At 62.7% G+C, this 23116-nt stretch carries 24 protein-coding genes; 8 read left to right on the top strand and 16 right to left on the bottom strand.

Translation table 11 applies throughout. From position 1 onward, the window contains the following. Positions 1-5 precede the first annotated feature (5 nt). The 12 genes from M0D64_RS14745 to M0D64_RS14690 all read right to left on the bottom strand — a co-directional run bounded on the left by M0D64_RS14745 (position 6) and on the right by M0D64_RS14690 (position 9997). Complete coding sequence (locus M0D64_RS14745) at positions 6-1049, bottom strand: MucB/RseB C-terminal domain-containing protein (RefSeq protein ID WP_266258230.1); 1044 nt, start codon at positions 1047-1049, stop codon at positions 6-8. Positions 1050-1053: 4 nt separating this feature from the next. Next, positions 1054-1680 carry a sigma-E factor negative regulatory protein gene (locus M0D64_RS14740; protein WP_266258229.1) on the bottom strand — a complete coding sequence of 209 codons (627 nt, stop codon included), beginning with the start codon at positions 1678-1680 and terminating at the stop codon, positions 1054-1056. A gap of 82 nt (positions 1681-1762) precedes the next feature. Next, the gene (gene rpoE, locus M0D64_RS14735; protein ID WP_006051939.1) at positions 1763-2362 is read right to left on the bottom strand and encodes an RNA polymerase sigma factor RpoE; all 600 of its coding nucleotides are present in this window, start codon (positions 2360-2362) and stop codon (positions 1763-1765) included. 100 nt (positions 2363-2462) lie between these two features. Next, positions 2463-2846, bottom strand: a complete 384-nt coding sequence (locus M0D64_RS14730) for a protein YgfX (protein ID WP_171925411.1) — start codon at positions 2844-2846, stop codon at positions 2463-2465. A 117-nt stretch (positions 2847-2963) separates the two neighbouring features. Next, positions 2964-4202 (bottom strand): beta-ketoacyl-ACP synthase II, encoded by a 1239-nt coding sequence (fabF, locus tag M0D64_RS14725; protein ID WP_093640472.1) that lies wholly within the window; start codon positions 4200-4202, stop codon positions 2964-2966. A gap of 329 nt (positions 4203-4531) precedes the next feature. Next, on the bottom strand, positions 4532-4771 hold the full coding sequence (acpP, locus tag M0D64_RS14720; RefSeq protein ID WP_004197638.1) for an acyl carrier protein: 240 nt from the start codon (positions 4769-4771) through the stop codon (positions 4532-4534). Positions 4772-4922: 151 nt separating this feature from the next. After that, positions 4923-5672 carry a 3-oxoacyl-ACP reductase FabG gene (gene fabG / locus M0D64_RS14715; protein ID WP_154560647.1) on the bottom strand — a complete coding sequence of 250 codons (750 nt, stop codon included), beginning with the start codon at positions 5670-5672 and terminating at the stop codon, positions 4923-4925. An 84-nt stretch (positions 5673-5756) separates the two neighbouring features. Continuing rightward, positions 5757-6692 carry an ACP S-malonyltransferase gene (gene fabD, locus M0D64_RS14710; RefSeq protein ID WP_266258228.1) on the bottom strand — a complete coding sequence of 312 codons (936 nt, stop codon included), beginning with the start codon at positions 6690-6692 and terminating at the stop codon, positions 5757-5759. Positions 6693-6803: 111 nt separating this feature from the next. Continuing rightward, positions 6804-7793 (bottom strand): beta-ketoacyl-ACP synthase III, encoded by a 990-nt coding sequence (locus M0D64_RS14705; protein ID WP_266258227.1) that lies wholly within the window; start codon positions 7791-7793, stop codon positions 6804-6806. Continuing rightward, the gene (plsX, locus tag M0D64_RS14700) at positions 7793-8899 is read right to left on the bottom strand and encodes a phosphate acyltransferase PlsX (RefSeq protein WP_097390021.1); all 1107 of its coding nucleotides are present in this window, start codon (positions 8897-8899) and stop codon (positions 7793-7795) included. Before plsX ends, M0D64_RS14705 begins: the two co-directional genes overlap by 1 nt. A gap of 172 nt (positions 8900-9071) precedes the next feature. After that, positions 9072-9251: a 50S ribosomal protein L32 gene (gene rpmF / locus M0D64_RS14695; RefSeq protein WP_006051932.1), complete on the bottom strand. Its 180-nt coding sequence runs from the start codon at positions 9249-9251 to the stop codon at positions 9072-9074. Positions 9252-9352: 101 nt separating this feature from the next. Continuing rightward, positions 9353-9997 carry a DUF177 domain-containing protein gene (locus M0D64_RS14690; RefSeq protein ID WP_154560644.1) on the bottom strand — a complete coding sequence of 215 codons (645 nt, stop codon included), beginning with the start codon at positions 9995-9997 and terminating at the stop codon, positions 9353-9355. A 271-nt stretch (positions 9998-10268) separates the two neighbouring features. Here M0D64_RS14690 and M0D64_RS14685 point away from each other — a divergent pair, with 271 nt between their 5' ends. Both M0D64_RS14685 and M0D64_RS14680 read left to right on the top strand, forming a co-directional pair. After that, entirely contained in the window at positions 10269-10886 is a 618-nt protein-coding gene (locus M0D64_RS14685) for a Maf-like protein (protein ID WP_266258226.1), read from the top strand. Further along, the gene (locus M0D64_RS14680; protein WP_200618368.1) at positions 10883-11602 is read left to right on the top strand and encodes an SAM-dependent methyltransferase; all 720 of its coding nucleotides are present in this window, start codon (positions 10883-10885) and stop codon (positions 11600-11602) included. Before M0D64_RS14685 ends, M0D64_RS14680 begins: the two co-directional genes overlap by 4 nt. 117 nt (positions 11603-11719) lie before the next feature. On the opposite strand, the gene M0D64_RS14675 is transcribed toward M0D64_RS14680, so the two are convergent. Genes M0D64_RS14675 through M0D64_RS14660 form a run of 4 tightly spaced genes read right to left on the bottom strand, consistent with a single transcriptional unit; the run spans position 11720 to position 14845 of the window. Further along, entirely contained in the window at positions 11720-12724 is a 1005-nt protein-coding gene (locus M0D64_RS14675; RefSeq protein ID WP_154560641.1) for a S49 family peptidase, read from the bottom strand. A gap of 33 nt (positions 12725-12757) precedes the next feature. After that, entirely contained in the window at positions 12758-13150 is a 393-nt protein-coding gene (locus M0D64_RS14670) for a Rieske 2Fe-2S domain-containing protein (protein ID WP_154560670.1), read from the bottom strand. 8 nt (positions 13151-13158) lie between these two features. After that, positions 13159-13818 carry an HAD-IIIA family hydrolase gene (locus tag M0D64_RS14665; RefSeq protein ID WP_154560640.1) on the bottom strand — a complete coding sequence of 220 codons (660 nt, stop codon included), beginning with the start codon at positions 13816-13818 and terminating at the stop codon, positions 13159-13161. Then, positions 13811-14845 (bottom strand): RluA family pseudouridine synthase, encoded by a 1035-nt coding sequence (locus tag M0D64_RS14660; RefSeq protein ID WP_171925412.1) that lies wholly within the window; start codon positions 14843-14845, stop codon positions 13811-13813. The genes M0D64_RS14665 and M0D64_RS14660 overlap by 8 nt, the downstream gene beginning before the upstream one ends. A gap of 732 nt (positions 14846-15577) precedes the next feature. On the opposite strand from M0D64_RS14660, the gene M0D64_RS14655 reads away from it, so the two are divergent. The 6 genes from M0D64_RS14655 (at position 15578) to M0D64_RS14630 (ending at position 23092) form a co-directional block, all read left to right on the top strand. After that, the gene (locus M0D64_RS14655) at positions 15578-18883 is read left to right on the top strand and encodes an Rne/Rng family ribonuclease (protein WP_266258225.1); all 3306 of its coding nucleotides are present in this window, start codon (positions 15578-15580) and stop codon (positions 18881-18883) included. A gap of 221 nt (positions 18884-19104) precedes the next feature. Beyond that, positions 19105-20214, top strand: coding sequence for a GTP 3',8-cyclase MoaA (moaA, locus tag M0D64_RS14650; protein ID WP_266258224.1), 1110 nt, complete (start codon positions 19105-19107; stop codon positions 20212-20214). Between the two features lie 12 nt (positions 20215-20226). Continuing rightward, on the top strand, positions 20227-20841 hold the full coding sequence (gene mobA / locus M0D64_RS14645) for a molybdenum cofactor guanylyltransferase MobA (protein ID WP_266258223.1): 615 nt from the start codon (positions 20227-20229) through the stop codon (positions 20839-20841). A gap of 74 nt (positions 20842-20915) precedes the next feature. Beyond that, complete coding sequence (gene glp / locus M0D64_RS14640) at positions 20916-22217, top strand: gephyrin-like molybdotransferase Glp (RefSeq protein WP_266258296.1); 1302 nt, start codon at positions 20916-20918, stop codon at positions 22215-22217. A 111-nt stretch (positions 22218-22328) separates the two neighbouring features. Then, positions 22329-22604, top strand: a complete 276-nt coding sequence (locus tag M0D64_RS14635; protein ID WP_054036190.1) for a hypothetical protein — start codon at positions 22329-22331, stop codon at positions 22602-22604. Beyond that, positions 22604-23092: a GNAT family N-acetyltransferase gene (locus tag M0D64_RS14630; RefSeq protein ID WP_266258222.1), complete on the top strand. Its 489-nt coding sequence runs from the start codon at positions 22604-22606 to the stop codon at positions 23090-23092. Before M0D64_RS14635 ends, M0D64_RS14630 begins: the two co-directional genes overlap by 1 nt. Positions 23093-23116 lie beyond the last annotated feature (24 nt).

The raw sequence follows: 23116 nt of genomic DNA, 5'->3' as shown, positions 1-23116 counted from the left end.
GAGGATTACTTCGGAGCTTTATATTCTATGGCAGACGCAAATTGCTGCAATGTGGTCTGGGGCACTTCACCAAGCAGAGTAATCCAGAAGTCGCCGCGCCGCTTGACCAGTACGTGCGTGGCGCCGCTACTGCCCGCGCCTTCCTTGCGGGTATTGTTCTCGACCGGCTCGACGAATACCGAAATGGCCGCAAGGCCATCGGAGAATACAGCCTGATCAACCGGAATGGTGGGCTGGCCCGCGTCACGCGCGGCCATGGGGCGGCGAAGCTCGCGAATCTTGCGGAAGCCCGGTACCGTCGGTGCGATCTGCCAGCCTTGCGCAGCCATATCGACCGGCTCGACCGGCGGACGCACTACCGTCCAACCTGTTGTATTACGAATGCCGTTGACGATAGCGGTCTTGTCGACCGGCACGCCGATGCGAATCTGCGAAAACGACAACTGCTCAAGCACCTGGCCATTCGGGTCAAGCGTCTGCGCACGCAGCAGCAGGCCAGTCTTCTTATCGGCCCACAGCTTGTAGGCAAAGCGATACGCGTCTTTCGGGTCGAGCTCGATCACCTGGCTGTCGATACCCGCGACGCGGTCGTCGCCGAGCAGCTTCGGCTCGTACACAGACAGCACCTGCTCGCCGCTTACAGCGAGCAGCGCAGGAAACGAATCTTTGTTCTGGCGCTTCTCGACCACGCACAGATGCCGCTCAGGCACGAACGTGTAGAGATCTTCGTTGTGGCGAAGCATTTTGCGCGGCTTGCCGTCGAGACTTTCGAGTTGCTCGAATTCGCCGTCAGTACGGGTCGCGTAGTGCGCGATCCGCGACGTCTGAACGAAATTACCGCGCTGATAGACGAACGCGCCCTCGTAGTTCTGCTGCTGGGCGGCCTGATGGATTCGATCGAGCAACTCCGCGGCCGTGCGACGGGCGACGAGTGGATCGTCGGTTTGTGCAAAGACCCGCGGCGTGGCGGACAACAATACGGCTGCGCAGAACAGAAATGCCGGCAGCCGCCCCCAGATAGTCGTTTTATTCAACCGCGGAGTCTGCATCAAACTATTGGCCTTGCGTAGAAACGGCGGCAGCGCGAATCAGCGGCATCGAGCCCGGCATGACCGGTTGTTGCGCGAATTGCTGGTGAGCTTCCAGGTACTGGTCGAGACTGGCGTCGCGAATGATGTTGGCGTCTTGCGCGACCGGCTGGAGCGTAGCGGCCGGCACCGATGCCATGGCCACACGTTGCAGCGAATCGCCGTGCGACTGGGACGACGCGACTTGCGCCACACCCGGGCCGCCCGGCACGCCTTGCAGTTGCGGCACGACGATCCACGTCAGCGTGGCAGCGGCGGCGGCGACAGCAAAGGCCGGCACAACGCGGCGGCGCAGCGCCAGCAAACGGCGCGCGACCGGCATTGCGGCAGGCGCGAGCACGTGCGGCTCATTGTCGAAACGCGCCGCAAAACCGTTCAGGAACGCGCTGCTCGCCGCCGGGCTGACCGCCAGATCGTCGGAACGCAGAGCGTCGCCGATCAGGTGATAGCACGACCAGGCGGCACGATCTTCGCCGTCCAGTTCGGAAACAAACGTGTTCAGATGCTCTTCGCCGAACAGCTCACCGTCGACAAAAGCGGACAGACGCTCGCCGCGCGAGCTGGCTTGCGATTGCATCGAGACCGACCCCATGATGCTCCCCATCTTACAAATACCCCGTAGTGACACCACTAATCCAGATATTGCACCCGCGCCCCGTCCGGCGGGCTGGTGTTTACCAGCGCTTGCCTTCAGGTGTGTCAAGCAACGGACGCAATTTTGCCGCAATGGCTTCGCGAGCGCGGAAAATTCGTGATCTGACTGTGCCAATTGGGCAACCCATCATCTCAGCGATTTCCTCGTAACTCAAACCTTCAATTTCACGAAGAGTAATGGCGGTACGCAACTCTTCCGGTAAAACCGCCATCGCAGCATTGACCGTCTCAGCGATCTGCTTGCTCATCAACATCGACTCAGGCGTGTTGATATCCCTTAGTTGGTCGGCGTCCGAGAAAGTTTCAGCTTCTTCAGCATCTGCTTCGGTCGAAGTCGGTGCGCGCCGCCCTTGGGTCGCAAGGTAGTTCTTTGCCGTATTGACCGCAATCCGGTACAACCACGTATAAAAGGCCGATTCGCCGCGAAATTGCGGCAACGCCCGGTACGCCTTGATAAAGGCGTCCTGAGCGACGTCTTCCACTTCGGCCGGGTCCCGCACGAGACGGGAGATCAGCCGGAGAATCTTGCGGTGGTATTTGGAGACCAGAAGCTCGAACGCGGCCTTGTCGCCCTTCTGGACGCGCTCGACCAGCACCTGATCAATTTCTTTTTCGCTCACCTGATAAATCCGTTAACTATAGGGCGCATGGCGGGGGACCATTGTAGCGTCCCCATCATCGCGGCACGTTACTCCGGTAACACGGTTACAGTCGTTACAGTCACGCACCGGCGCCACGCCGGCCCAGCACGGCCAGCTCCCGGAAAACGGACGCAGGAAGCGCGTCAGCAGCAAGAAGCAGCGTGCGGGAGCGTCCATGATCCGGCGCCAGCGCCAGAACGAGCAGGCGACCGCTCCATTGCGCACAGCCGGCAATGCGGCCTTGCGCCAGCAAATTGCCGGCCCGGTTCCAGGCGGACAATCCGTCCGGGCCGATTTTCAGCGCGACCGGCTGCGCATGCTCATGTTTTACCGCACAGAGCGTCAGCAGCGTCCACACGGCAAGCGTCAAGGGAACCGCCTGCCAGGCGCCCAGATGCGACGCGAAGCAGGTATAGACAGCGCCAGTCGCCATCAGGACGAACACCCCCAAAGCGGCGCACATGGCAACGGAGCGCCGCAACGTAATCCGCTGCGGCGCTCCGTCGGGCGTTGCCGATTCGAGGGAAACCGCCGGGCAAGCCGGCGTTTTCGACTGGTGTGTCACCAAACGATCGGGCGATCAGGCGCGCTTGAAGACCAGCGTGCCGTTTGTGCCGCCGAACCCGAACGAGTTCTTCAGCGCAACGTCGATCTTCATCTCCCGCGCAGTGTTGGCGCAGTAATCGAGATCGCAGGCCGGATCCTGATTGAAGATGTTGATCGTCGGCGGCGACACCTGATGATGCACGGCAAGCACGGTGAACACGGATTCCAGACCGCCGGCGCCGCCCAACAGGTGACCGGTCATCGACTTGGTCGAATTCACGACCATGTCTTTTGCGTGGTCGCCGAAAGCGCGTTTGATGCCGGTGGTTTCAGCCAGGTCGCCCAGCGGCGTGGACGTGCCGTGCGCGTTCAGGTAATTCACCTGATCCGAATTGATGCCCGCGTTCTTCAAGGCGGCCAGCATGCAGCGGCGCGCACCGTCACCATCTTCCAGCGGAGCGGTCATGTGATAGGCGTCGCCGCTCATCCCGTAGCCGCTGATTTCGGCGTAAATCTTCGCGCCGCGCGCCTTCGCGTGTTCGTACTCTTCGAGCACCATCACGCCAGCGCCTTCGCCCAGCACGAAACCGTCGCGATCCTTGTCCCACGGACGGCTCGCCGTTGCCGGATCGTCGTTGCGCTGCGACAGCGCCCGCGCCGCCGCAAAACCGCCGACGCCGAGCGGCGACACTGTCGATTCGGCACCGCCTGCGATCATCACGTCGGCGTCGCCGTATTCGATCAGGCGCGAAGCCTCGCCGATACAGTGCAGACCCGTCGTACACGCGGTAACGATGGCGAGATTCGGACCCTTGATGCCGAACTTGATCGACAGGTGGCCGGAGATCATGTTGATGATCGATGCCGGCACAAAGAACGGCGAAATACGGCGCGGGCCGCGATTGAGCAGCTCGGTTTGCGTCGCTTCGATCATCGGCAGGCCGCCGATGCCCGAACCGACCACCACGCCGATGCGCTCCGAATTCTCGTCGGTGACTTCGAGGCCGCTGTCCTGCATCGCCTGGATGCCGGCCGCGACGCCGTAATGGATGAACGTATCCATGTGGCGCGCTTCCTTACCGGGGATGTAGTCCTCGATATTGAAGCCCTTCACCTCGCCGGCGAAACGAGTCGAAAAGTTCGACGCATCGAACTTCGTGATATTGGCAATACCCGACTTGCCGGCGACCAGATTGGCCCAGCCGTCGGCAACATTATTGCCAACAGGCGAAATCAGCCCCAGGCCTGTAACAACAACACGACGGCGGCTCACGGTAACCCCTTTTTCATAGATGACAAAAGCACAAAAGCCACAGCGGCCACAGGAACCTGCCCTGTGTGCCCTGTGGCTGTTAGCCGCCCCTACCCCTGGCGCTTCGCACCAGGTGCCCCCGAGGGGGGCAATCCCCCAAGGGGACTTCCTTCGGGGCGGAAAACGCAGGGCGGCCCGGCGTTTTCTTGAAAGTCGGCAATCGCGCGAAAAGTTGCGCTGTCAACATCGCTGCCTCCTGCACGGCAAAAAGCGCCAGCCCTGCTGGCGTCGGAAACCGACACGGCAGGGCGTCATACGCCGCCAACGCAGGAACGCAGGCGCGGATGACTTTAGGCCTTGACGTTCGCGCGAGCGTAGTCGATCGCTTGCTGAACGGTAGTGATCTTCTCGGCTTCTTCATCCGGAATTTCCATGCCGAATTCGTCTTCGAGGGCCATCACGAGTTCAACGGTGTCGAGCGAGTCGGCACCGAGGTCGTTCACGAACGAAGCTTCGTTCTTGATCTCAGCTTCTGCAACGCCCAGTTGTTCTGCGACGATCTTCTTGACGCGCTGTTCGATATTGTCCATTACCCCTCCAAGGGAAAAGAAGTTCAAAAATACAGGTGCGCGCATTTTATCAGGTTTGACCCGGCAAAAAAGCGGCGCATCGGGTTCCTGTCAAGGCATGCGCCTTACGCTTTTGCAAACGCATCAAGGCGCGGATAGTAACCGAATTTGGTTACGACATGTACATTCCGCCGTTCACATGCAATGTCGTGCCGGTGATATAGCCCGCTTGCGGCGACGCGAGGAACGCCACGGCATGCGCGATATCGTCCGGGCTGCCGAGGCGGCCGAGCGGAATCTGCGTCTTCAGCGCGGTTTGCTGCTCTTCCGGCAGGGTCTTGGTCATGTCGGTGTCAATGAAGCCCGGCGCGACGCAATTCACCGTGATGCCGCGGCTGCCGATCTCGCGTGCCAGTGCGCGCGTCATGCCTGCTACGCCCGCTTTCGCGGCTGCATAGTTGACCTGCCCGGGGTTGCCTGCCGAGCCGACCACCGACGTGATGTTGATGATGCGGCCGCCCTTGGCCTTCATCATCGGACGCAGCACTGCGCGCGACAGGCGGAAGACCGACTTGAGATTGGTGTCGATCACCGCATCCCAGTCGTCGTCCTTCATGCGCATGGCGAGCTGATCCTGCGTGATGCCGGCGTTGTTCACCAGCACGTGCAGCGCGCCGAATTCCTTCACGGTGCCGTCGATCAGCGCTTCGGCTGCGGCGGCGTCGTTCACGTTGAGCACCGCGCCGCGGCCGCTCAAGCCAGCCGCGTTAAAGGCTTCGCTGATCGCTGCCGCGCCGCTTTCGCTGGTTGCCGTGCCGATCACTGTCGCGCCCTGGCGCGCCAGTTCCATCGCGATTGCACGGCCAATGCCGCGCGACGCGCCCGTCACGATTGCGATCTGCTTGTCGAGAGTCTTTTCCATCTGTCAGTCCGGATGCCCTTTCGGAGGGCTGATTGATTCTTGATGTCGAGCCTGGCGCCTTGCTTGCGCCCTATGAAACGGCGTTCAGCCTGCCGTCACCAGCTTGAGCGTTTCTTCGAGCGAAGCCGGGTCGAACACCGAGGCGCCGACCAGATTGCCGTCGATACGCTTCGTCAAGCCCGCGAGGACCTTGCCGGGTCCACATTCGATCACATGCGTGACGCCTTGCGCCGCCATCGCCTGCACGCTTTCGACCCAGCGCACCGGACCGGCTGCCTGACGCACCAGCGCATCCTTGATCTTTGCCGGTTCGTTGACCACCGCGACGTCGACGTTGTTGATCACCGGAATCGACGGCACCTGCACGTCGACGCTGGCCAGATACTCGCGCAATTGATCCGACGCGGGCTGGAGCAGCGACGAGTGGAACGGCGCAGACACCGGCAGCGGCAACGCGCGCTTTGCGCCCTTCGCCTTCGCGACTTCGCAGGCCTTTTCGACAGCGGCCTTGTGACCGGCGATCACGACTTGCGCCGGCGCGTTGAAATTCACTGCTTCGACGACACCCGCGACCGACGCTTCGGTGCAAACCGCGCGGACTGTGTCGTCATCGAGGCCGAGAATCGCGGCCATGCCGCCAACGCCGACCGGCACGGCCGTTTGCATAGCCTGCGCGCGAAACCGCACGAGCGGCACAGCATCGCGAAACGCGATCGCGCCCGCCGCGACCAGCGCGGTGTATTCGCCGAGGCTATGGCCGGCGACGATAGCCGGCTTCGGGCCGCCCGCCTGCTGCCACGCGCGATAAATCGCGTACGCGGCGGTCAGCATGACCGGCTGGGTATTGGTGGTGAGGTTCAGATCTTCGGCGGGGCCTTCGGCGATCAGCTTGCCGAGGTCCTGATTGAGCGCGTCGGACGCTTCCTGAACCGTCTCACGCACGACCGCGTGATCAGCGAATGCGTTGAGCATGCCGACCGACTGCGAACCTTGCCCAGGAAAAACGAACGCAAATTTCATATCGTCCCCAAAATCGGTGTTGTCAGATGTGGGTGGCGCGCCCGGTTGATGGCAAGCGCGCTCAAGCGTAGCCGAGCGCCGCAAGGAGCGCTCGCCATAACGTCGCCGCTATCAGTAGCGGATAACCGACGCGCCCCAGGTGAAGCCGCCGCCAACGCCTTCGATCAGCACGTTCTGGCCGCGCTTGATGCGGCCGTCGCGCACCGCGACGTCGAATGCGAGCGGAATGGACGCAGCCGACGTATTGCCGTGCTCGCCCACCGTGACGACCATGCGTTCCTGCGGCAAGCCAAGCTTGCGGCAGGTGCTTTGCATGATGCGGATATTGGCCTGATGCGGAATCAGCCAGTCGATCTGCTCGGCCGACAGATTCGCTTTTGCGAGTGCCTCGACTGCAACCTTTTCGAGCACATTGACCGCGAGCTTGAACACAGCCTGGCCGTCCATATGCAGGAACGCGCTGCCCTCGATCACGCCGCCGTTCACATTGCCCGGCGTGCAGAGAATGTTCGAATGGCTGCCGTCGGCATGCAAAGCGCTCGCCAGCACGCCCGGTTCTTCGGACGCCTGCAGGATCACCGCGCCGGCGCCGTCACCGAACAGCACGCAGGTGGTGCGATCCTTGAAATCGAGAATGCGCGAGAAGGTTTCCGCGCCGATTACGAGCGCCGTGCGATGCTGGCCGCCGCGAATCAGGCTATCCGCCATTGCCACCGCGTAAGCAAAGCCGGAACAAACGGCCTGCACGTCGAATGCCGCGCCGTGGTTCTTGATGCCGAGCTTGTTCTGCAACAGGCACGCCGTACTCGGAAACACGAAGTCAGGCGTGGAGGTTGCAACGATGATCAGATCGATGGATTGCGGATCGATATCGGCCGCTTCGATCGCGCGCTGCGAGGCTATCAGCGCCAGATCGCTGGTGGTGACATCGGGTTCGGCGAAGTGGCGTGCATGGATGCCCGTGCGGGCAACGATCCACTCGTCGCTCGTCTCGACACCTTGCTTGGCGAGACGTTCGGCCAGATCCTGATTGGTGACGCGCCCGGGCGGCAGGTAGCTGCCGGTGCCCAGCACGCGGGAATAAATTGTCGATTGAGCCATTATGCCTTCGAGGATTGCGCAGCGTAGGGCTCGGCTGGCTGGCCTGCGATCGGGCTTGCGTGACCCGCACCGCTTGCATCGCGCGCTGCCTGTTCGAGAGAACCTGCATTCTCTTCCATTGCTCGCGCAAGGCGTTCCAGCACGCCGTTTTTGACGGCATCATACCCGCGTTTGATAGCCCACTCAAACGCGTAGGCATCCGCCGAACCGTGGCTTTTGATCACCAGCCCACGCAGGCCCAGCAACGCGGCGCCGTTGTATTGCCGATGATCGACGCGTTTCTTGAAACGCATCAATACCGGCAAGGCGAGCACCGCCATCACCTTGGTGAGCCACGAGCGGCCGAACTCTTCCTTGATGATGTTGGAGAGCATCTGCGCGAGGCCTTCCGACGTCTTCAGCGCGACATTGCCGACAAAACCGTCGCAGACGATCACGTCGACCGTGCCCTTGAAGATGTCGTTGCCTTCAACGTTACCGTGAAAGTTAAGTGTACTCGCGCGCAGCAGTTCGCCGGCACGTTTGATGGTGTCGTTGCCCTTGATGACTTCTTCGCCGATGTTGAGCAGGCCGATGGTGGGCCGCTCCTTGCCTTCGAGCGCGGACACGAGCGCGTGCCCCATCTCCGCGAACTGCAGCAGATGCTGCGGCTCGCAATCGACGTTGGCGCCCAGGTCGAGCATCATCGTGTAGCCATTGGGATTGGGCAGTGCTGACGCAATGGCCGGGCGCTCGATGCCCGACAGCGTTTTCAGCACATAGCGCGAGACCGCCATCAGCGCGCCGGTATTGCCGGCGGAAATGCAGGCTTGCGCCTCGCCTTCCTTGACGCGATTCAGCGCCACGCGCATGGATGAGTCTTTTTTCTTGCGCAGCGCGACTTCGACCGGATCGTCCATGGCGACGATTTCGGAAGCAGGTACGACGGTCAGCGCCGGCAGGTCTTGAGCCTTCAACTTCTTTAGCTGCGCACGAATCGCACTTTCAATGCCGACGAGCAGCAGCTCAGCATCGGGATGCGAACGAACGAAGTTGACGGCTGCGGGAACGGTCACGGACGGGCCGTGGTCGCCTCCCATGCAATCTATCGTGAGCTTTACTGTCATGGAGTGCGACGAATTTCAGGCGCCCTGCATGGGACCACAGTAAGCGCTACAGCGCCAACTGCGATCGACACAAAAAAGCGGCAGATGAATGCCGCCTTTTTGCCGAGCCGGGAAAATGTCAAGCGAGCCGATCGCCACGCGAAACGCCAAGGGGCGCAACGCAGTGAAACGATTAGTCGTTCTTCGTCTTGACGACTTTCTTGCCGCGATAGTAGCCGTTCGGGCTAACGTGGTGACGCAGATGCACTTCGCCCGTGCTCGGTTCCACGGCCAGCGGCGCTGCCGTCAGGAAATCGTGCGAACGGTGCATGCCGCGCTTCGACGGCGACTTCTTATTTTGTTGAACTGCCATGACTAACTCCTAAAAATTTTCCGAATTCTAACACAGCCCGACCCGGTGTCCGCCATTGACCGAATGGCCAATGCGCCCGCTTCGCGCTCCCATGCAACTGTTCAGTGCTTCTTGTCGCCCGGCTCACCGCGCTTGAGACTTTCGAGCGCCGCAAACGGATTAGGCCGTTCGGGCTCACCGCCCTCACCAGCTTCGTCCGGCGCAGCCTCGTCGCCCTCGCCTTCTGCTCCAGCCACACCAGAGACGAGGCTCTCGTGCACTTCGGGACACACCTCGTGCTTGGGCACGAGCGGCAAGGAAAGCAGCAACTCTTCTTCGATCAAGTCGATGAGATCGAACTGGCGCGAGCCCACGATCACTTCGACTTCATCCTCGTCGAGCGGAAACTCTTCGGCTTCCGCCTCAGTGCTGACGATCCGGTAAGTTGCATCGACATTGAACGCCTGCAGATACGGTGTCATGCACCGCTGACATTCGAGCCATGCAGCACCGTGAATCGCCAGCCTCAGATAAGGCTGCGGACCCTCGGTGCCGTCGTCCTGCAATTCCGGCTGCGTCGCCCCTTCGGCTTGCCAGGTGAACGCGGTATCGCGGTCTGGCGCTTCAACCGGGACTTCGTTTAACATGCGCGGCAGTTGCGAGACGCGCACGACACCCGCGGCCTGACGCCCACTCCGCGCAAATTCGAACAGATCGATATCGTGCGGGTCGGACAGACCAGCAGGGTTGCCAGGATGTTGAGTCATGTGCGCTCCTGCGTCGGCAAGGATTTCGCCGGGGGTAAATCGGTTTGCAAAGCAGTCCGCGGAACTCATGCGCTGCCCGGCGTTGCTCAGTCGGTATTGCTCGGTGTTACCCAAGCGTGTTACCTAAGCAGCGGCCCGCCTGTGCAATAGCATACCGATGAAAAGCCCGAAATCATATCCGTTTTGTCTTTTCGAGTCAAACACTTAAGCCCGTACACGTGCGCCACCCGCACAACCCCGTACGACCCGCCTCTCTAGCCGTTGGTTGCACATGCCAGATTCCCTCAACCGCCCGCCACGCCTGATTCTGGCGTCGAGTTCACCTTATCGTCGCGAGCTGCTCGAGCGCCTGCGCATTCCGTTCGATGTCGTCGTGCCGGCGATCGACGAAACGCCGCTCGCCGGCGAAACGCCCGAAGTGACGGCCCTGCGCCTCGCCGAGGCAAAAGCCCGCGCGGCGGCAGCCAAGCTCGGCGCCGGTGAAGCCGTGCTCGTGATCGGCTCGGATCAGGTCGCCACTTACGACGGCCTTCAGATCGGCAAGCCCGGTACGCATGACAAGGCGCTCGCCCAATTGCAGGCAATGCGTGGCCGCGAAGTGCTGTTTCATAGTGCGCTGTGCCTGTTCGACAGCCGTTCGGGGGCGGCGCAAACCGTCGACGTCATCACTCGCGTGCAATTCCGCGAGCTGCCGGACGCCGCGCTGGACGCCTATCTGCGTGCCGAAACGCCCTACGACGTCGCGGGCAGCGCCAAATCCGAAGGCCTCGGCATCGCGCTGCTCGAAGCAATTCACTCGGACGACCCGACCGCACTGGTCGGACTGCCGCTGATCGCACTGTCGCGCATGCTGCTCGCAGTGGACTATCCACTCCTGGGGGCGCAATGAGCGGCACCTTATATCTGATCCCGAACACACTAGGCGAAGGCGATGCCGACGCGCTCGACGCCGTCCTGCCCGCGCCGGTGCGCGCCCGCGCTGCGTCGCTCAGCTATTACATCGGCGAAAACGCGAAAACCACCCGCGCTTTCCTGAAGAAAGTCGGCACCGAAAAGCCGATCCAGGAAATCGAGATTCGCGAACTAAACGTCAACACGCCGGCCGGTGAGATCGACAAACTGCTCGCGCCTTTGCTTGCGGGGACGGATGCGGGTCTCGTGTCCGAAGCCGGCTGTCCGGCGGTCGCCGACCCGGGCGCCCTGCTGGTGCGCCGCGCGCATGAGCGCGGCGTGAAGGTCGTACCGTTTGTCGGACCGAGTTCGATTCTGCTGGCGTTGATGGCTTCCGGCCTGAATGGCCAGAGTTTTGCGTTCCACGGCTATCTGCCGGTCGACGCCACCGAACGGGCCAAGCGCCTGCGCGACCTGGAACAGCAGTCGCGCAAAGCCAAACAAACGCAGATCTTTATCGAGACGCCCTATCGGAATAAGCCACTGCTCGACACGTTGCTGGCGACGTGCGCGCCGTCGACGTTGGTCTGCGTCGCCGTCGATCTGACGCTGGAAACGGAAACCATCGCCAGCCGCACTGTGGCCGACTGGAAAAAGAAACCGGCTATCGATCTCCACAAGCGGCCGGCAATTTTCCTGATCCTCGCCGTCTGACCGCTGCTGCGGCTCAAGCAGATCAGCTTGCCGATCGGTCGCGGTTTAACTAGCGGCAAAAACAAAAAAGCCCCGCGCGGTCGACACTCAACCGCACGGGGCTTTTTCCGCATTAGATCACCGCAAATTCATCTTCCCGCCAAGCGCCATCGCATGAACGGCGCCACTGCCGACTGCCGCACCGAACTTGCGCGCTACGCGGTCCGTAATGCTCTCCTTGACCGTGTAGTCGACGATATCCGGCGCCTTGAAAAGGTCGCGCGCGACGTAGTCCGCGTCGCCGAAACCATCTGCAAGCCCCAGTTCGACGCTCTTCTGCCCCGTCCAGAAAAGGCCCGAGAACATGTCCGGCGTTTCGTGCAGGCGCTTGCCGCGACCTTCACGCACGGCGTCGATGAACTGCGCGTGGATCTGATCGAGCATGTCCTGCGCATGTTCGTCCATCTTCGGGGTTTCCGGCGAGAACGGGTCGAAAAAGCCCTTGTTCTCACCCGAAGTGTGCAGGCGGCGCTGGATCCCCAGCTTATCCATCAAGCCCGTGAAGCCGAAGCTATCCATCAGCACGCCAATCGAACCAACGATGCTCGCCTTGTCCACGTAAATCTTGTCCGCCGCCGCGGCCGCGTAATAGCCACCCGACGCGCACATGTCGCCGACCACGACATACAACGGGATCGACGGATACTTGGCGCGTAGCCGGCGGATCTCGTTGTAGATAATGCCGGCCTGCACCGGGCTGCCGCCCGGGCTGTTACAGCGCAGGATCACGCCTGCCGTACCGGCGTCGCCGAACGCACTTTCAAGCGCAGTGTTGACATCTTCCGCGTTCGCGTTCGTATCAGCAGAGATTTCGCCGTCAAGCGTGATCATGGCCGTATGCCGGCCTGTGGCCGTCACCTTGTCGCCCGAGAATTCGAACGCGCCCCATACCGCCAGCAGCAGGACGATCAGGAACACAAATCGGAAGAAAATCTTCCAGCGGCGTGCCGCGCGCTGCTCGGTGATTGCCGCAAGCGCGATGCGCTCGAGCGCGGCGCGCTCCCACCCCGGCTCATCGGCAGGCGTGCGGGGACGGCCTGTCAGGGACGGTTCCTTCGGTTCGGGAGTCAAATTGTCGGACATGCGGTGCAGTGGAAAGGTCGAAGAGGAGAAAAATCAGGGCGTGGCCGGACGCAGTTCACCGTCCGGCAGCCAGAACACGGCACGGCCTTCAGGTGTGTCCCGCTCGTCAACCTGGACGGGACGCAACCGGCCGCCTCGGCACGGGCCGCCGACGCATTTGCCCGTATCTGGCGCGTAAATCGCGCCATGTGTGGCGCACATCAAGTATAAACCGGACGATTCGAAGAACTGCCCTTCGGCCCAGTCGAGTTCCATCGGCACGTGCGCGCAGCGATTCAAATAGCCGTATGCACGGCCATCATAGCGAACAAAAAATATCACGACGTCGCCACCGCCGAGCCTGGCCGCGCGCCGCACGCCGGCGCCGCCATCGACCAGTTCTTCGGACGCGCAAATGCGAACCGCTTCCGTCGCCGTCTCGGTCATACCCGTACTCACGCGTTCTCTCGCAGCCAGCCGGACAGGTCGGTCACGCTGGAGGCGACGAATTTCGGCGACAAAGCCGTCAACGAGCCGGCAGGATGCGCGCCGTATGTGACACCAATGCCCGCGACGCCCGCATTGATCGCCATTTGCAGATCGTGCGTCGTATCCCCCACCATCACCGTGCGCGCCGGATCCTGCCCCAGTTCACGCGTAAGCTCGTGCAGCATCGCGGGATGCGGCTTCGAGAAGGTTTCGTCCGCACAACGGGTGCCGTCGAACAGGCTCGTCAGACGCGACTGGTCGAGCGCGCGGTTCAGCCCGACGCGGCTCTTGCCGGTCGCCACCGCCAGCAGATAACCCTGATCGCGCAATTCCTGCAGCATCTCGCGCACGCCGACGAACAGCTCGGTGGTCTGGTCCTTCACTAAATAGTGGAAGCGATAGCGCTCCGCCAGACGCGGGTAGTCGGACGGAGCGAGCGTAGGCGCGGCGATTTGCAGCGCGTCGCGCAGGCCGAGGCCGATCACGTAGCTGGCGGCCTCATCGGCGGGAACCGGCAGACCGAGATCGCGGCATGCCGACTGGATGCTGCGCGTGATGTGCGCGGTCGAATCCATCAGCGTTCCGTCCCAGTCGAAGACGATCAGATCAAATTGCTCTCTAGCCATGCGGTGTCGTCTCCGGGTTTGACCCATTTCGTAATTCACGTAATTCATTGAGCTGCGCCACGAAACTGCGGCATTCGGCCGGCAGCGGCGCCTCGAACTGCACGGGCGCGCCGGTTGCCGGATGCGTCAGCTTAAGGCGGTATGCGTGCAGGAACATGCGTTTCAGGCCAGGCTTCGCATTGGCGCGGGCCAGCGCCTTGTTCAGCGCGAAGTCGCCGTATTTGGCATCGCCGACGATCGGCAGTTCCAGATGCTGCAAATGGACGCGAATCTGATGCGTGCGGCCGGTCTTCAGTTCCGCCTCGAGCAGCGCGTACTCCGGCCAGCGGTCAATCAGATTGAAAACCGTGTGCGACGCGAGGCCGTCGGCCTGGACGCGCACGCGCCTCTCGCCGTCCGCAGTCAAATACTTATGCAGCGGCTCCTTGACCGCGCGGCGGCGGCCCCAGTCACTCGCCCATTCGCCGTGGACGCACGCATAGTAGCGCTTATCCATCTTGTTCTCGCGAATCTGCTCGTGCAGATTGACGAGCGCGGAGCGCTTTTTGGCGAGCATCAGGATGCCGGACGTTTCACGGTCCAGCCGATGCACCAATTCGAGGAATTTCGCCTGGGGCCGGGCTTCGCGCATCTGTTCGATCACGCCGAACGCGACGCCGCTCCCACCGTGAACCGCCACACCGGCCGGTTTGTCGATCACGAGCATATGCTCGTCTTCAAAAATAATTTTGAAATCGGCGCTCGGCACCGGCGCCTGGGCGATCGCCTCGTTCGGTTGAGCGACGCGGATGGGCGGCACGCGCACCAGATCGCCCAGTTCGAGGCGGTACTGCGCGTCTATCCGACCCTTATTCACACGCACCTCGCCGCTACGCAGGATGCGGTAAATATGGCTTTTTGGCACGCCCTTACAGACGCGCAAAAGGAAGTTATCAATGCGCTGTCCGGCCGCACTGTCGTCGATCTCGATCATCGAGACCTGGTCGCTTGCGACCGATTTCTGGGATATTTTGCCTAACTCTTTCATTATGAATATAATTTGCCCAGCAGTCTGCGGCGGCCGGCGCAGTGTCCGGAATTCGGGCGGATTGCGCAGGCGCAAGCGATAAACCGTTATTTTACTTGCGCCGGGGTCTGGTTGCTCACCCTGAAAATGAGATGCAACATGTTGCACGCACGAAGTCAGTGCCCGGCAGGGACGGCGCCCACAGGCGCGTTCGGTCAAGGTCGGCTTCGACGGTAACGGAATTTTGGTAAAAAAGAATTTAACTTTCAGCTTCGGTATCGGGCGGTCTGACGCCTTGCTGTAGGAAGCTGCGAGTTGCGAAAATACGGCGTGCGCCCGAGGCGTCTTGTAGAAAATACAAGACATGGCGACGTCAAAATGAGGCGAGACACCCCCAGCGAGAAAAGACGCGCCGACTGCGCGAACTTCCCGCTGCGGCATGACCGCAGCCTCCGGCCCTCCGGTCACGCGCCCAGTTGGCGCACCGGCGCGAGTGGACGAAAGGCTTATGAAGGTCTGCTGGCAGAACCCGCGGCGTGTCGGGTCGTTATTTGAAGCCGTGTTCGCATGTGCCCTGCGGCACCGTGCCCATTTTTCAATGGGGCCGGGCCCTCTCAGGCAATTCTCCCGCCATTTTTCCCGCTCCAGCGTGCTTGTGAAAACACAATAAGGCGCGGCATGCCGCTGCCCTCGTGGCTCTCGCGACTGACAACCGCGCAGCTGAGGGCTAGCTAAGCCGCCTGGAGCCGTTCAATGAAACGAATGTTGTTCAACGCGACGCAGCAGGAAGAACTGCGCGTCGCCATCGTCGATGGGCAAAAACTCATCGATATCGACATCGAAACCGCCGGGCGCGAACAACGCAAAGGCAATATTTACAAGGGCATCATCACCCGCATCGAGCCGTCGCTCGAAGCCTGTTTCGTCAACTACGGCGAAGACCGCCACGGCTTTTTGCCGTTCAAGGAAGTCGCCCGCCAGTATTTCCGTGACGGCGTCGACATGCGCTCCGCGCGCATTCAGGACGCCCTCCGTGAAGGCCAGGAACTGATCGTTCAGGTCGAAAAGGAAGAACGCGGCAACAAGGGCGCGGCCCTCACCACCTTCATCTCGCTCGCCGGCCGGTATCTGGTTCTGATGCCGAACAACCCGCGCGGCGGTGGCGTATCGCGCCGGATCGAAGGCGACGACCGCCAGGAACTGCGCGAAACCATGGCGCAACTGCAATTGCCGGAAGGCATGAGCATCATCGCGCGCACGGCCGGGATTGGCCGCTCCGCCGAAGAACTGCAGTGGGACCTGAACTACCTGATGCAACTGTGGCGCGCCATCGAAGCTGCGTCGCAAAGCGGTTCGAGCGGCCAGCCGATGCTGATTTATCTCGAATCGAGCCTCGTTATTCGCGCGATTCGTGACTATTTCCAGCCGGATATCGGCGAAATCCTGATCGACACCACCGAAATCCATGACCAGGCTCGCGCCTTCATGGATATCGTGATGCCGGATAATGTCAGCAAGGTGAAGCGGTATCACGACGACGTGCCGCTTTTCTCGCGCTTCCAGATCGAACACCAGATCGAAACCGCGTACTCGCGCACGGTCCCACTGCCTTCGGGCGGCGCTATCGTGATCGACCACACGGAAGCGCTGGTCGCGATCGACGTGAACTCGGCACGCGCCACCAAGGGCGCCGACATCGAGGAAACGGCTGCACGCACCAACCTCGAAGCCGCCGACGAAGTGGCCCGCCAGTTGCGCCTGCGCGACCTGGGCGGCCTGATCGTGATCGACTTCATCGACATGGAATCGGCCAAGAGCCAGCGCGAAGTCGAGCAACGCCTGAAAGACGCGTTGAAGCACGACCGTGCACGCGTCCAGATGGGCAAGATCTCGCGCTTCGGCCTGATGGAACTGTCGCGTCAACGTCTGCGCCCGGCTCTGTCGGAAGGCAGCCATGTGACCTGCCCGCGCTGTAACGGCACGGGCCACATCCGCGATACCGAATCGTCCGCGCTGCAAGTGCTGCGGATCATTCAAGAAGAAGCGATGAAGGAAAACACCGCGGCGATCCATTGCCAGGTGCCGGTCGAAGTGACCGCCTTCCTGTTGAACGAAAAGCGCGCCGAAATCAACAAGATCGAATCGCGTTTCAAGGTCAACGTCGTTCTGATCCCGAACAAGCACCTCGACACGCCGCATTACAAGCTCGAGCGCCTGCGTCACGACGATGCACGCCTCGACGAGCCGCGCGCTTCGTGGAAGATGGCCGAAGAAGCAGCCCGCGAACTGGAATCGGAAACCGGTTACAGCAAGCGCGCCGAGGAAGTGAAGCCGAAGCAGGAAGCCGCGGTCAAGGGCATTACGCCCGAGAAGCCGGCCCCGAGCGCGCCGGTCCGTCCGGCGGTAACTCCGGCACCGGTGGCCGTCACTCCGGCCGGCGGCGGCTTTATCGGCTGGTTGAAGAATCTGTTCGGCATGCAGCCGGCCGCGCCAGCGCCTGTCGCACCGGCTACGACCGAAAAGCAGACGCGTCCGCAACGCGGCGAACGCACGGAGCGCGGTGAGCGCACCGGCGAACGCGGCGGCGATCGCAACCGCAACCGCCGTAGCGGCGCAGGCGGCCGCGATGCAGCAGGCCGTGGCGAAGGCACGACCGGCGGCCGTCAGGCTCAGGGGCCGCAGCCGTCGCAGCGTCGCGAGGAACGCGAACCGCGTGAAGCACGCGAAGGTCGTGAGCCGCGTGAAGCACGTGAATCGCGCGAGCCGCGTGCTAATCGTGAGCAGCGTGAACCGCGTGAGGCCCGTGAAGGCCGCGAACCGCGCGAGGCTCGTGAGCCGCGTGAAGGTCGCGAGGGCCGCGAAAACCGTGACCGCGACAATCGCGGCACCGATCGTGCGGAAACCGTCGAGGGCGCACCGCGCGCCGAACGTGGCGAGCGTCAGGAACGCGGTGAACGCCGTGAGCGTGGCGAGCGCGCTGAACGTGGCGAACGCCGCAAGCAGCAGCCGGAAGCCGCAGATGCATTGACGCAGAACGACACGCAAACGGCTGAAGAACTGGCGCAAAACCAGACCGCCTTGGGCGAAAACGGTATGCCGGTCGATCAGGAAGCGGTGGCGCGTGAAGGTGAAGAGCGTCGTCGTCGCCGTCGCGGCCGTCGTGGTGGTCGTCGTGAGCGTGAAGAAGACGTGAACGGCAACCTGGCTGCGGACGTTGCGGAAGGTGAAGGCGACAACACCAATGTGACCGATGACGCACCGGTGCGCACCGCGCATCAAGCGGTCGAGCACAAGGCTGAAGTCAACGAAGCGACTGCTGTCAAGCCGGTGGAAGTGGTTGTCGCTGCTGTCGCGACGGAAACCGTTGTCGTCAGCGAATTGCACGCTGTAACCGAAACGCCGGCTCCGGCCGTCGAGCAGGCTGCGAAGGCGGAAACGGTTGTGCCGGTCGCAGAAGCGCCGGTGGTGCCGGTTGCGTTCGAGCAGGCAGTGGAAGCGCCGGTGGCGCAAGCCGTTGCCGCGCCGGTCGAAGCCGCGCAAGTTGCGCCGGCCGTCAGCGAGACGGTTTCGTTCGCCGAACCGGTCGCTCGCTTTGAAGCTCAGGTTGAAGCCCCGGTTGAAGCTCGGGTCGAAACGCCGGCAGTTGCTCCGGTAGTTGAGGCGCAAGCCGCACCGGCTCCAGTGGAAACCGTCGCTCCGGCAGCAGTGGTCGAAGCACCGGCCGCCCAGCCGGCACGGCAAGCCGATATCTTCGAAGCACAACCGGTCGTTGCAGCGGTCGTTGAACCGGCAGCAGTCGAGACGGCGCCCGTTGCCGTTGCTGTGCCGCAAGCGCCGCAAGCGCCACGTTATACCGGTGTGTCGGCTGAAGCCCTGAAGCCGGTGCTGGAACAAGCCGGTCTCGTCTGGGTGAACACCGACGCCGACAAGCTGCGGGCCGCGCAGGAAGCTGCTGCGCAAGCGGCCAAGCCGGTTCGCGTGGGTCGCGAGCGTAAGGCATTGCCGCCGGTCGAAACTGCGCCGATGCAAATGGTGGAAACCGGTAAGCATCCGCAGTAAGCGAACCGCCACCATGCAAAAAGCCCGCCCTCACCGGCGGGCTTTTTGTTTTATGGGCGCCGCGCACCCGTCCGCTTGCGGGCTTTATGCCACTCCCCGTATACCCGGACGGCGTCTGGAGGCTGGCAGCCGCTGGATGCATTTCCGCTAGAATGAAGATCTAGGTTCCAATCGCAGCAGCACTTAAGCAGCCCGAAACGAAGCATCAAGCGAAGCAATTCATGTCCCGACGCATCATCCCTGTTGCCGATCTCAGTGCGGTGCCGGTCATTACCGGCCCCGTGCAGGCGCCTAGCGGCGCGCTGCACGACACGCTGGCGCGCCCGCTGCGCGATCTGCGCATCTCGGTGACGGACCGCTGCAATTTCCGCTGCGTCTACTGCATGCCGCGCGCGGTGTTCGACAAGGATTACGCGTTCTTGCCGCATAGCGCACTGCTCAGCTTCGAAGAAATCGAACGGCTGGCGCGGCTCTTCGTCGCACACGGCGTCGAGAAAATCCGTCTTACGGGTGGCGAGCCGCTCCTGCGCAAAAATCTGGAATTCCTGATCGAACGGCTCGCGCAACTCACCACACCGGAAGGCCGCCCGCTCGACCTGACGCTCACTACCAATGGCTCGCTGCTGGAGCGCAAGGCGCGCAGCCTGAAAGACGCCGGCCTGACCCGCGTGACGGTGAGTCTCGACGCGCTCGACGACACCCTGTTTCGCCGCATGAACGACGCCGACTTCGCGGTCGCCGACGTGCTGGACGGGATCGCCGCGGCGCAAGAGGTGGGGCTCGCGCCGGTGAAAGTCAACATGGTCGTCAAACGTGGCACCAACGACGGCGAAATCGTGCCAATGGCGCGTCATTTTAAGGACTCGGGCACGGTACTGCGCTTTATCGAGTACATGGACGTGGGCACGTCGAACGGCTGGAACATGACCGAGGTGCTGCCTTCCGCCGACGTCGTGACGCGCATCGCCGAGCATTTCCCGCTCATGCCGCTCGAAGCGCACAGTGCGGCAGAAACCGCCCAGCGCTGGGGTTACGTGGATGGCGGTGGCGAAATCGGCGTGATTTCGAGTGTGACACGCGCGTTTTGCGGCAGTTGTACGCGAGCGCGTCTGTCGACCGAGGGCAAGCTGTATCTGTGCCTGTTCGCCTCGTCCGGTCACGATCTGCGTGCGTTGCTTCGCAGCGGCGCGAGCGACGCCGATATCGCCACCGCCGTCGCCGAAATCTGGCAAGGCCGCAGCGACCGTTATTCGCAATTGCGCGGCAGCAATGCAGCCGCACCCCGCGCGCAGGACGCCCGCCGCGTGGAAATGTCGTACATCGGCGGCTAAGCGGCCGCGCCCATGAACCCGGCTCGCGAACACATCACCGGTCTGGTCCTGGCGGGCGGACGCGGCATGCGTATGGGCGGCGTCGATAAGGGACTGCAAACGCTGCACGGCGAGCCGCTCGCCGCTCACGTGCTGAAGCGACTCGCACCGCAAACCGGCGCCCTCCTGATCAGCGCCAATCGTCACCCTGAGGCCTACACGGCGCTGGGCGCGCCGTTCGGCGCCAGGGTGCTTGCCGATACCCTACCCGGCTTTCCTGGACCGTTGGCGGGCCTGCTCGCCGGGCTGCGCGCGGCCGGCACCGCGTACGTACTAAGCGCACCCTGCGACACGCCTGGACTGCCCGCCGAACTCGCCGCCCGCCTCACGCAAGCAGTCGACTCGAATCAGGCCGACATCGCCACCGTCACGACCACCGACGCCGAAGGCCACGTCTCGCTCCATCCCGTGTTCGCGTTGCTGCGCACGAGCCTCGCCGACGACCTGGAGGCCTTTCTCGAAGCCGGCGAGCGCAAGGTCCGCGCGTGGTACGCGCGCCACAAGACGGTCGAAGTCGCCTTTACCGACGAGCGCGCGTTTTACAATATCAATTCGTTACAAGAACTCGCCGACCTCGAGCGTTGTTGAGGCCCCGGTTGAAATCCCGCTCCGGCCGCACGGCAACAGCCGCTTCCGCCGCCGATCGCGACGTCCAGCCCTTCATGACCACGCTTAACGAATTTTCCCGCTGCGTCGCGCAGTACGATCCTCATGCGCTACCTGTTTCGGCCGCCCAGGCGATCGTCCGTCAGTGGGCCACGCCCGTCACGGCGGTCGAACGCGTGCCCTTGCGCGATGCGCTCGGCCGCGTGCTGGCGGCCGATATCGTCTCGCCGATCGACGTCCCGTCGCACGACAATTCGGCCATGGACGGCTACGCGTTCAACGGCGCGGCATTGGCAACCAGTGAATCCACGATCGATTTGACGATCGTCGGCAAAGCGCTGGCCGGTCATCCGTTCCCGGGCCTCGTGGACACGACGCAATGCGTCCGCGTCATGACGGGCGCCTCTATGCCGGCTGACTGCGACACCGTCGTGCCGCAGGAGCTTGTCGAGCGCAGCGCCGATTCCACCTCGATCCGTTTTGCGGCCAACGCCTTGCGGGGCGGCGCCAACCGGCGCCTCGCCGGCGAAGACCTCGCCCGCGGCCATGCCGCGCTACGCGCCGGCCGCATCATGCGCGCGTCGGACCTCGGTTTGCTCGCTTCGCTCGGCATTGGCGAAGTCAACGTGCGGCGGCGCTTGCGCGTCGCGTTTTTCTCAACCGGCGACGAATTGCGCTCGCTCGGCGAGCCGCTCGACGCGGGTTCGGTGTACGACAGCAACCGCTACACGCTGTTTGCGATGCTTCGGCGCCTGAACATGGATACGCTCGATCTGGGCGTGGTGCGCGACGAACCCGCGGCGCTCGAGGCTGCATTGCGCAGCGCCGCAGCCAGCGCCGACGTGGTGTTGACGTCGGGCGGCGTCTCGGTGGGCGAGGCGGATTTCACCAAGCAATTGCTGCAGACGTTCGGCGACGTCGCCTTCTGGAGTCTCGCGATGCGTCCGGGCCGGCCGCTCGCTTTTGGCCGCGTCTGGTCCGGCGAACATCCGGGTCTCGGGCTACCCGCGTTATTCTTCGGCTTGCCGGGTAATCCCGTGGCCGTGATGGTGACGTTCTACCAGATCGTGCGCGAAGCGTTGCTGCTGATGTCCGGCGCGACGCCGCAGGCGCTGCCGGTCTTGCGCGCCGCCAGCCGCCAGGCCATCCGCAAGCGCGCCGGCCGCACCGAGTACCAGCGCGGCGTCGCCGGGCAGGATGCGCACGGCCAATGGCATGTCACGCCGACCGGCTCGCAAAGCTCCGGCGTCTTGAGTTCTATGAGCGAAGCAAATTGTTTCATCGTTCTCGGGCACGATGAAGCCGATATTGGCGAGGGCGAGCACGTCGATATCATGTTGTTCGACGGCCTGATCTGACGCCTGACTGCACGCTTTCACGGCGGCGTTTTACGGCCGCGCCGGCAGCCTCATTTTCAGCCGCGTTTGCAGCTTTACCCATTACCACTACGACACACGGGTTTGACTTACATGAAAAAACAGATCTCGTTCATTGCACCGGGACAGACCGCCAAAGCGCTTATCCTCGTGTACCTGACGTTCTCGGTGCCGATCGTGCTGCTCGGCGTGCTGGTGGCGTTCATCCGCTATGGCTCGGTCGAACTGAGCACCGTGTTCAGCGCGCTGCTGCTGAACGCGATTCTCGGCTTCATCCTGCTGTGGATTGCGTGCCACGCCTACAACTGGGTGGCGTCGCGCTTTGGCGGCATCGAAATCCAACTGACCGACGCGCCGGAAGAAGCGTAATGCCCGCGACGATCCGCACCGCGACACCCGCGGATACGGGCGCAATCTTCGCGCTGACGTACGAGCTGGCCGAATTCGAGAGCCTCACGCACGTATTTGTCGCGACCGAAGACGGATTGCGCGACGCCCTGTTCGGCGCGCGGCCCTCGATCGAAGCGCTCGTCGCGGAAAACGAAGGACGCATCGTCGGCTATGCGCTGTTCTTCCACAATTACTCGAGCTTCGCCGGCAAGCGCGGGCTGTATCTCGAAGATGTCTACGTGCAACCGAGTCAACGCGGCAGCGGTCTAGGCGCCGCGATGCTGGCTAGGCTGGCGGCACTGGCAGTAGAGCGACAGTGCGGACGCTTTGAATGGACCGTGCTCGACTGGAACAAGCAGGCCATTAGCTTCTACGAAAAATTGGGCGCGACACTGATGCCGGATTGGCGCGTCGTGCGTCTGACGGGCGACGCGCTGGAACAGTTGGCCGCAGCAGCCGCCTCCTGAGTTTGAGTTTGGGCCAACCGTCAG

The sequence above is a fragment of the Paraburkholderia sp. WS6 genome (assembly GCF_030464835.1).
Lineage (GTDB): Bacteria > Pseudomonadota > Gammaproteobacteria > Burkholderiales > Burkholderiaceae > Paraburkholderia > Paraburkholderia madseniana.
This window is presented reverse-complemented; position numbering and strand designations above follow the sequence as displayed.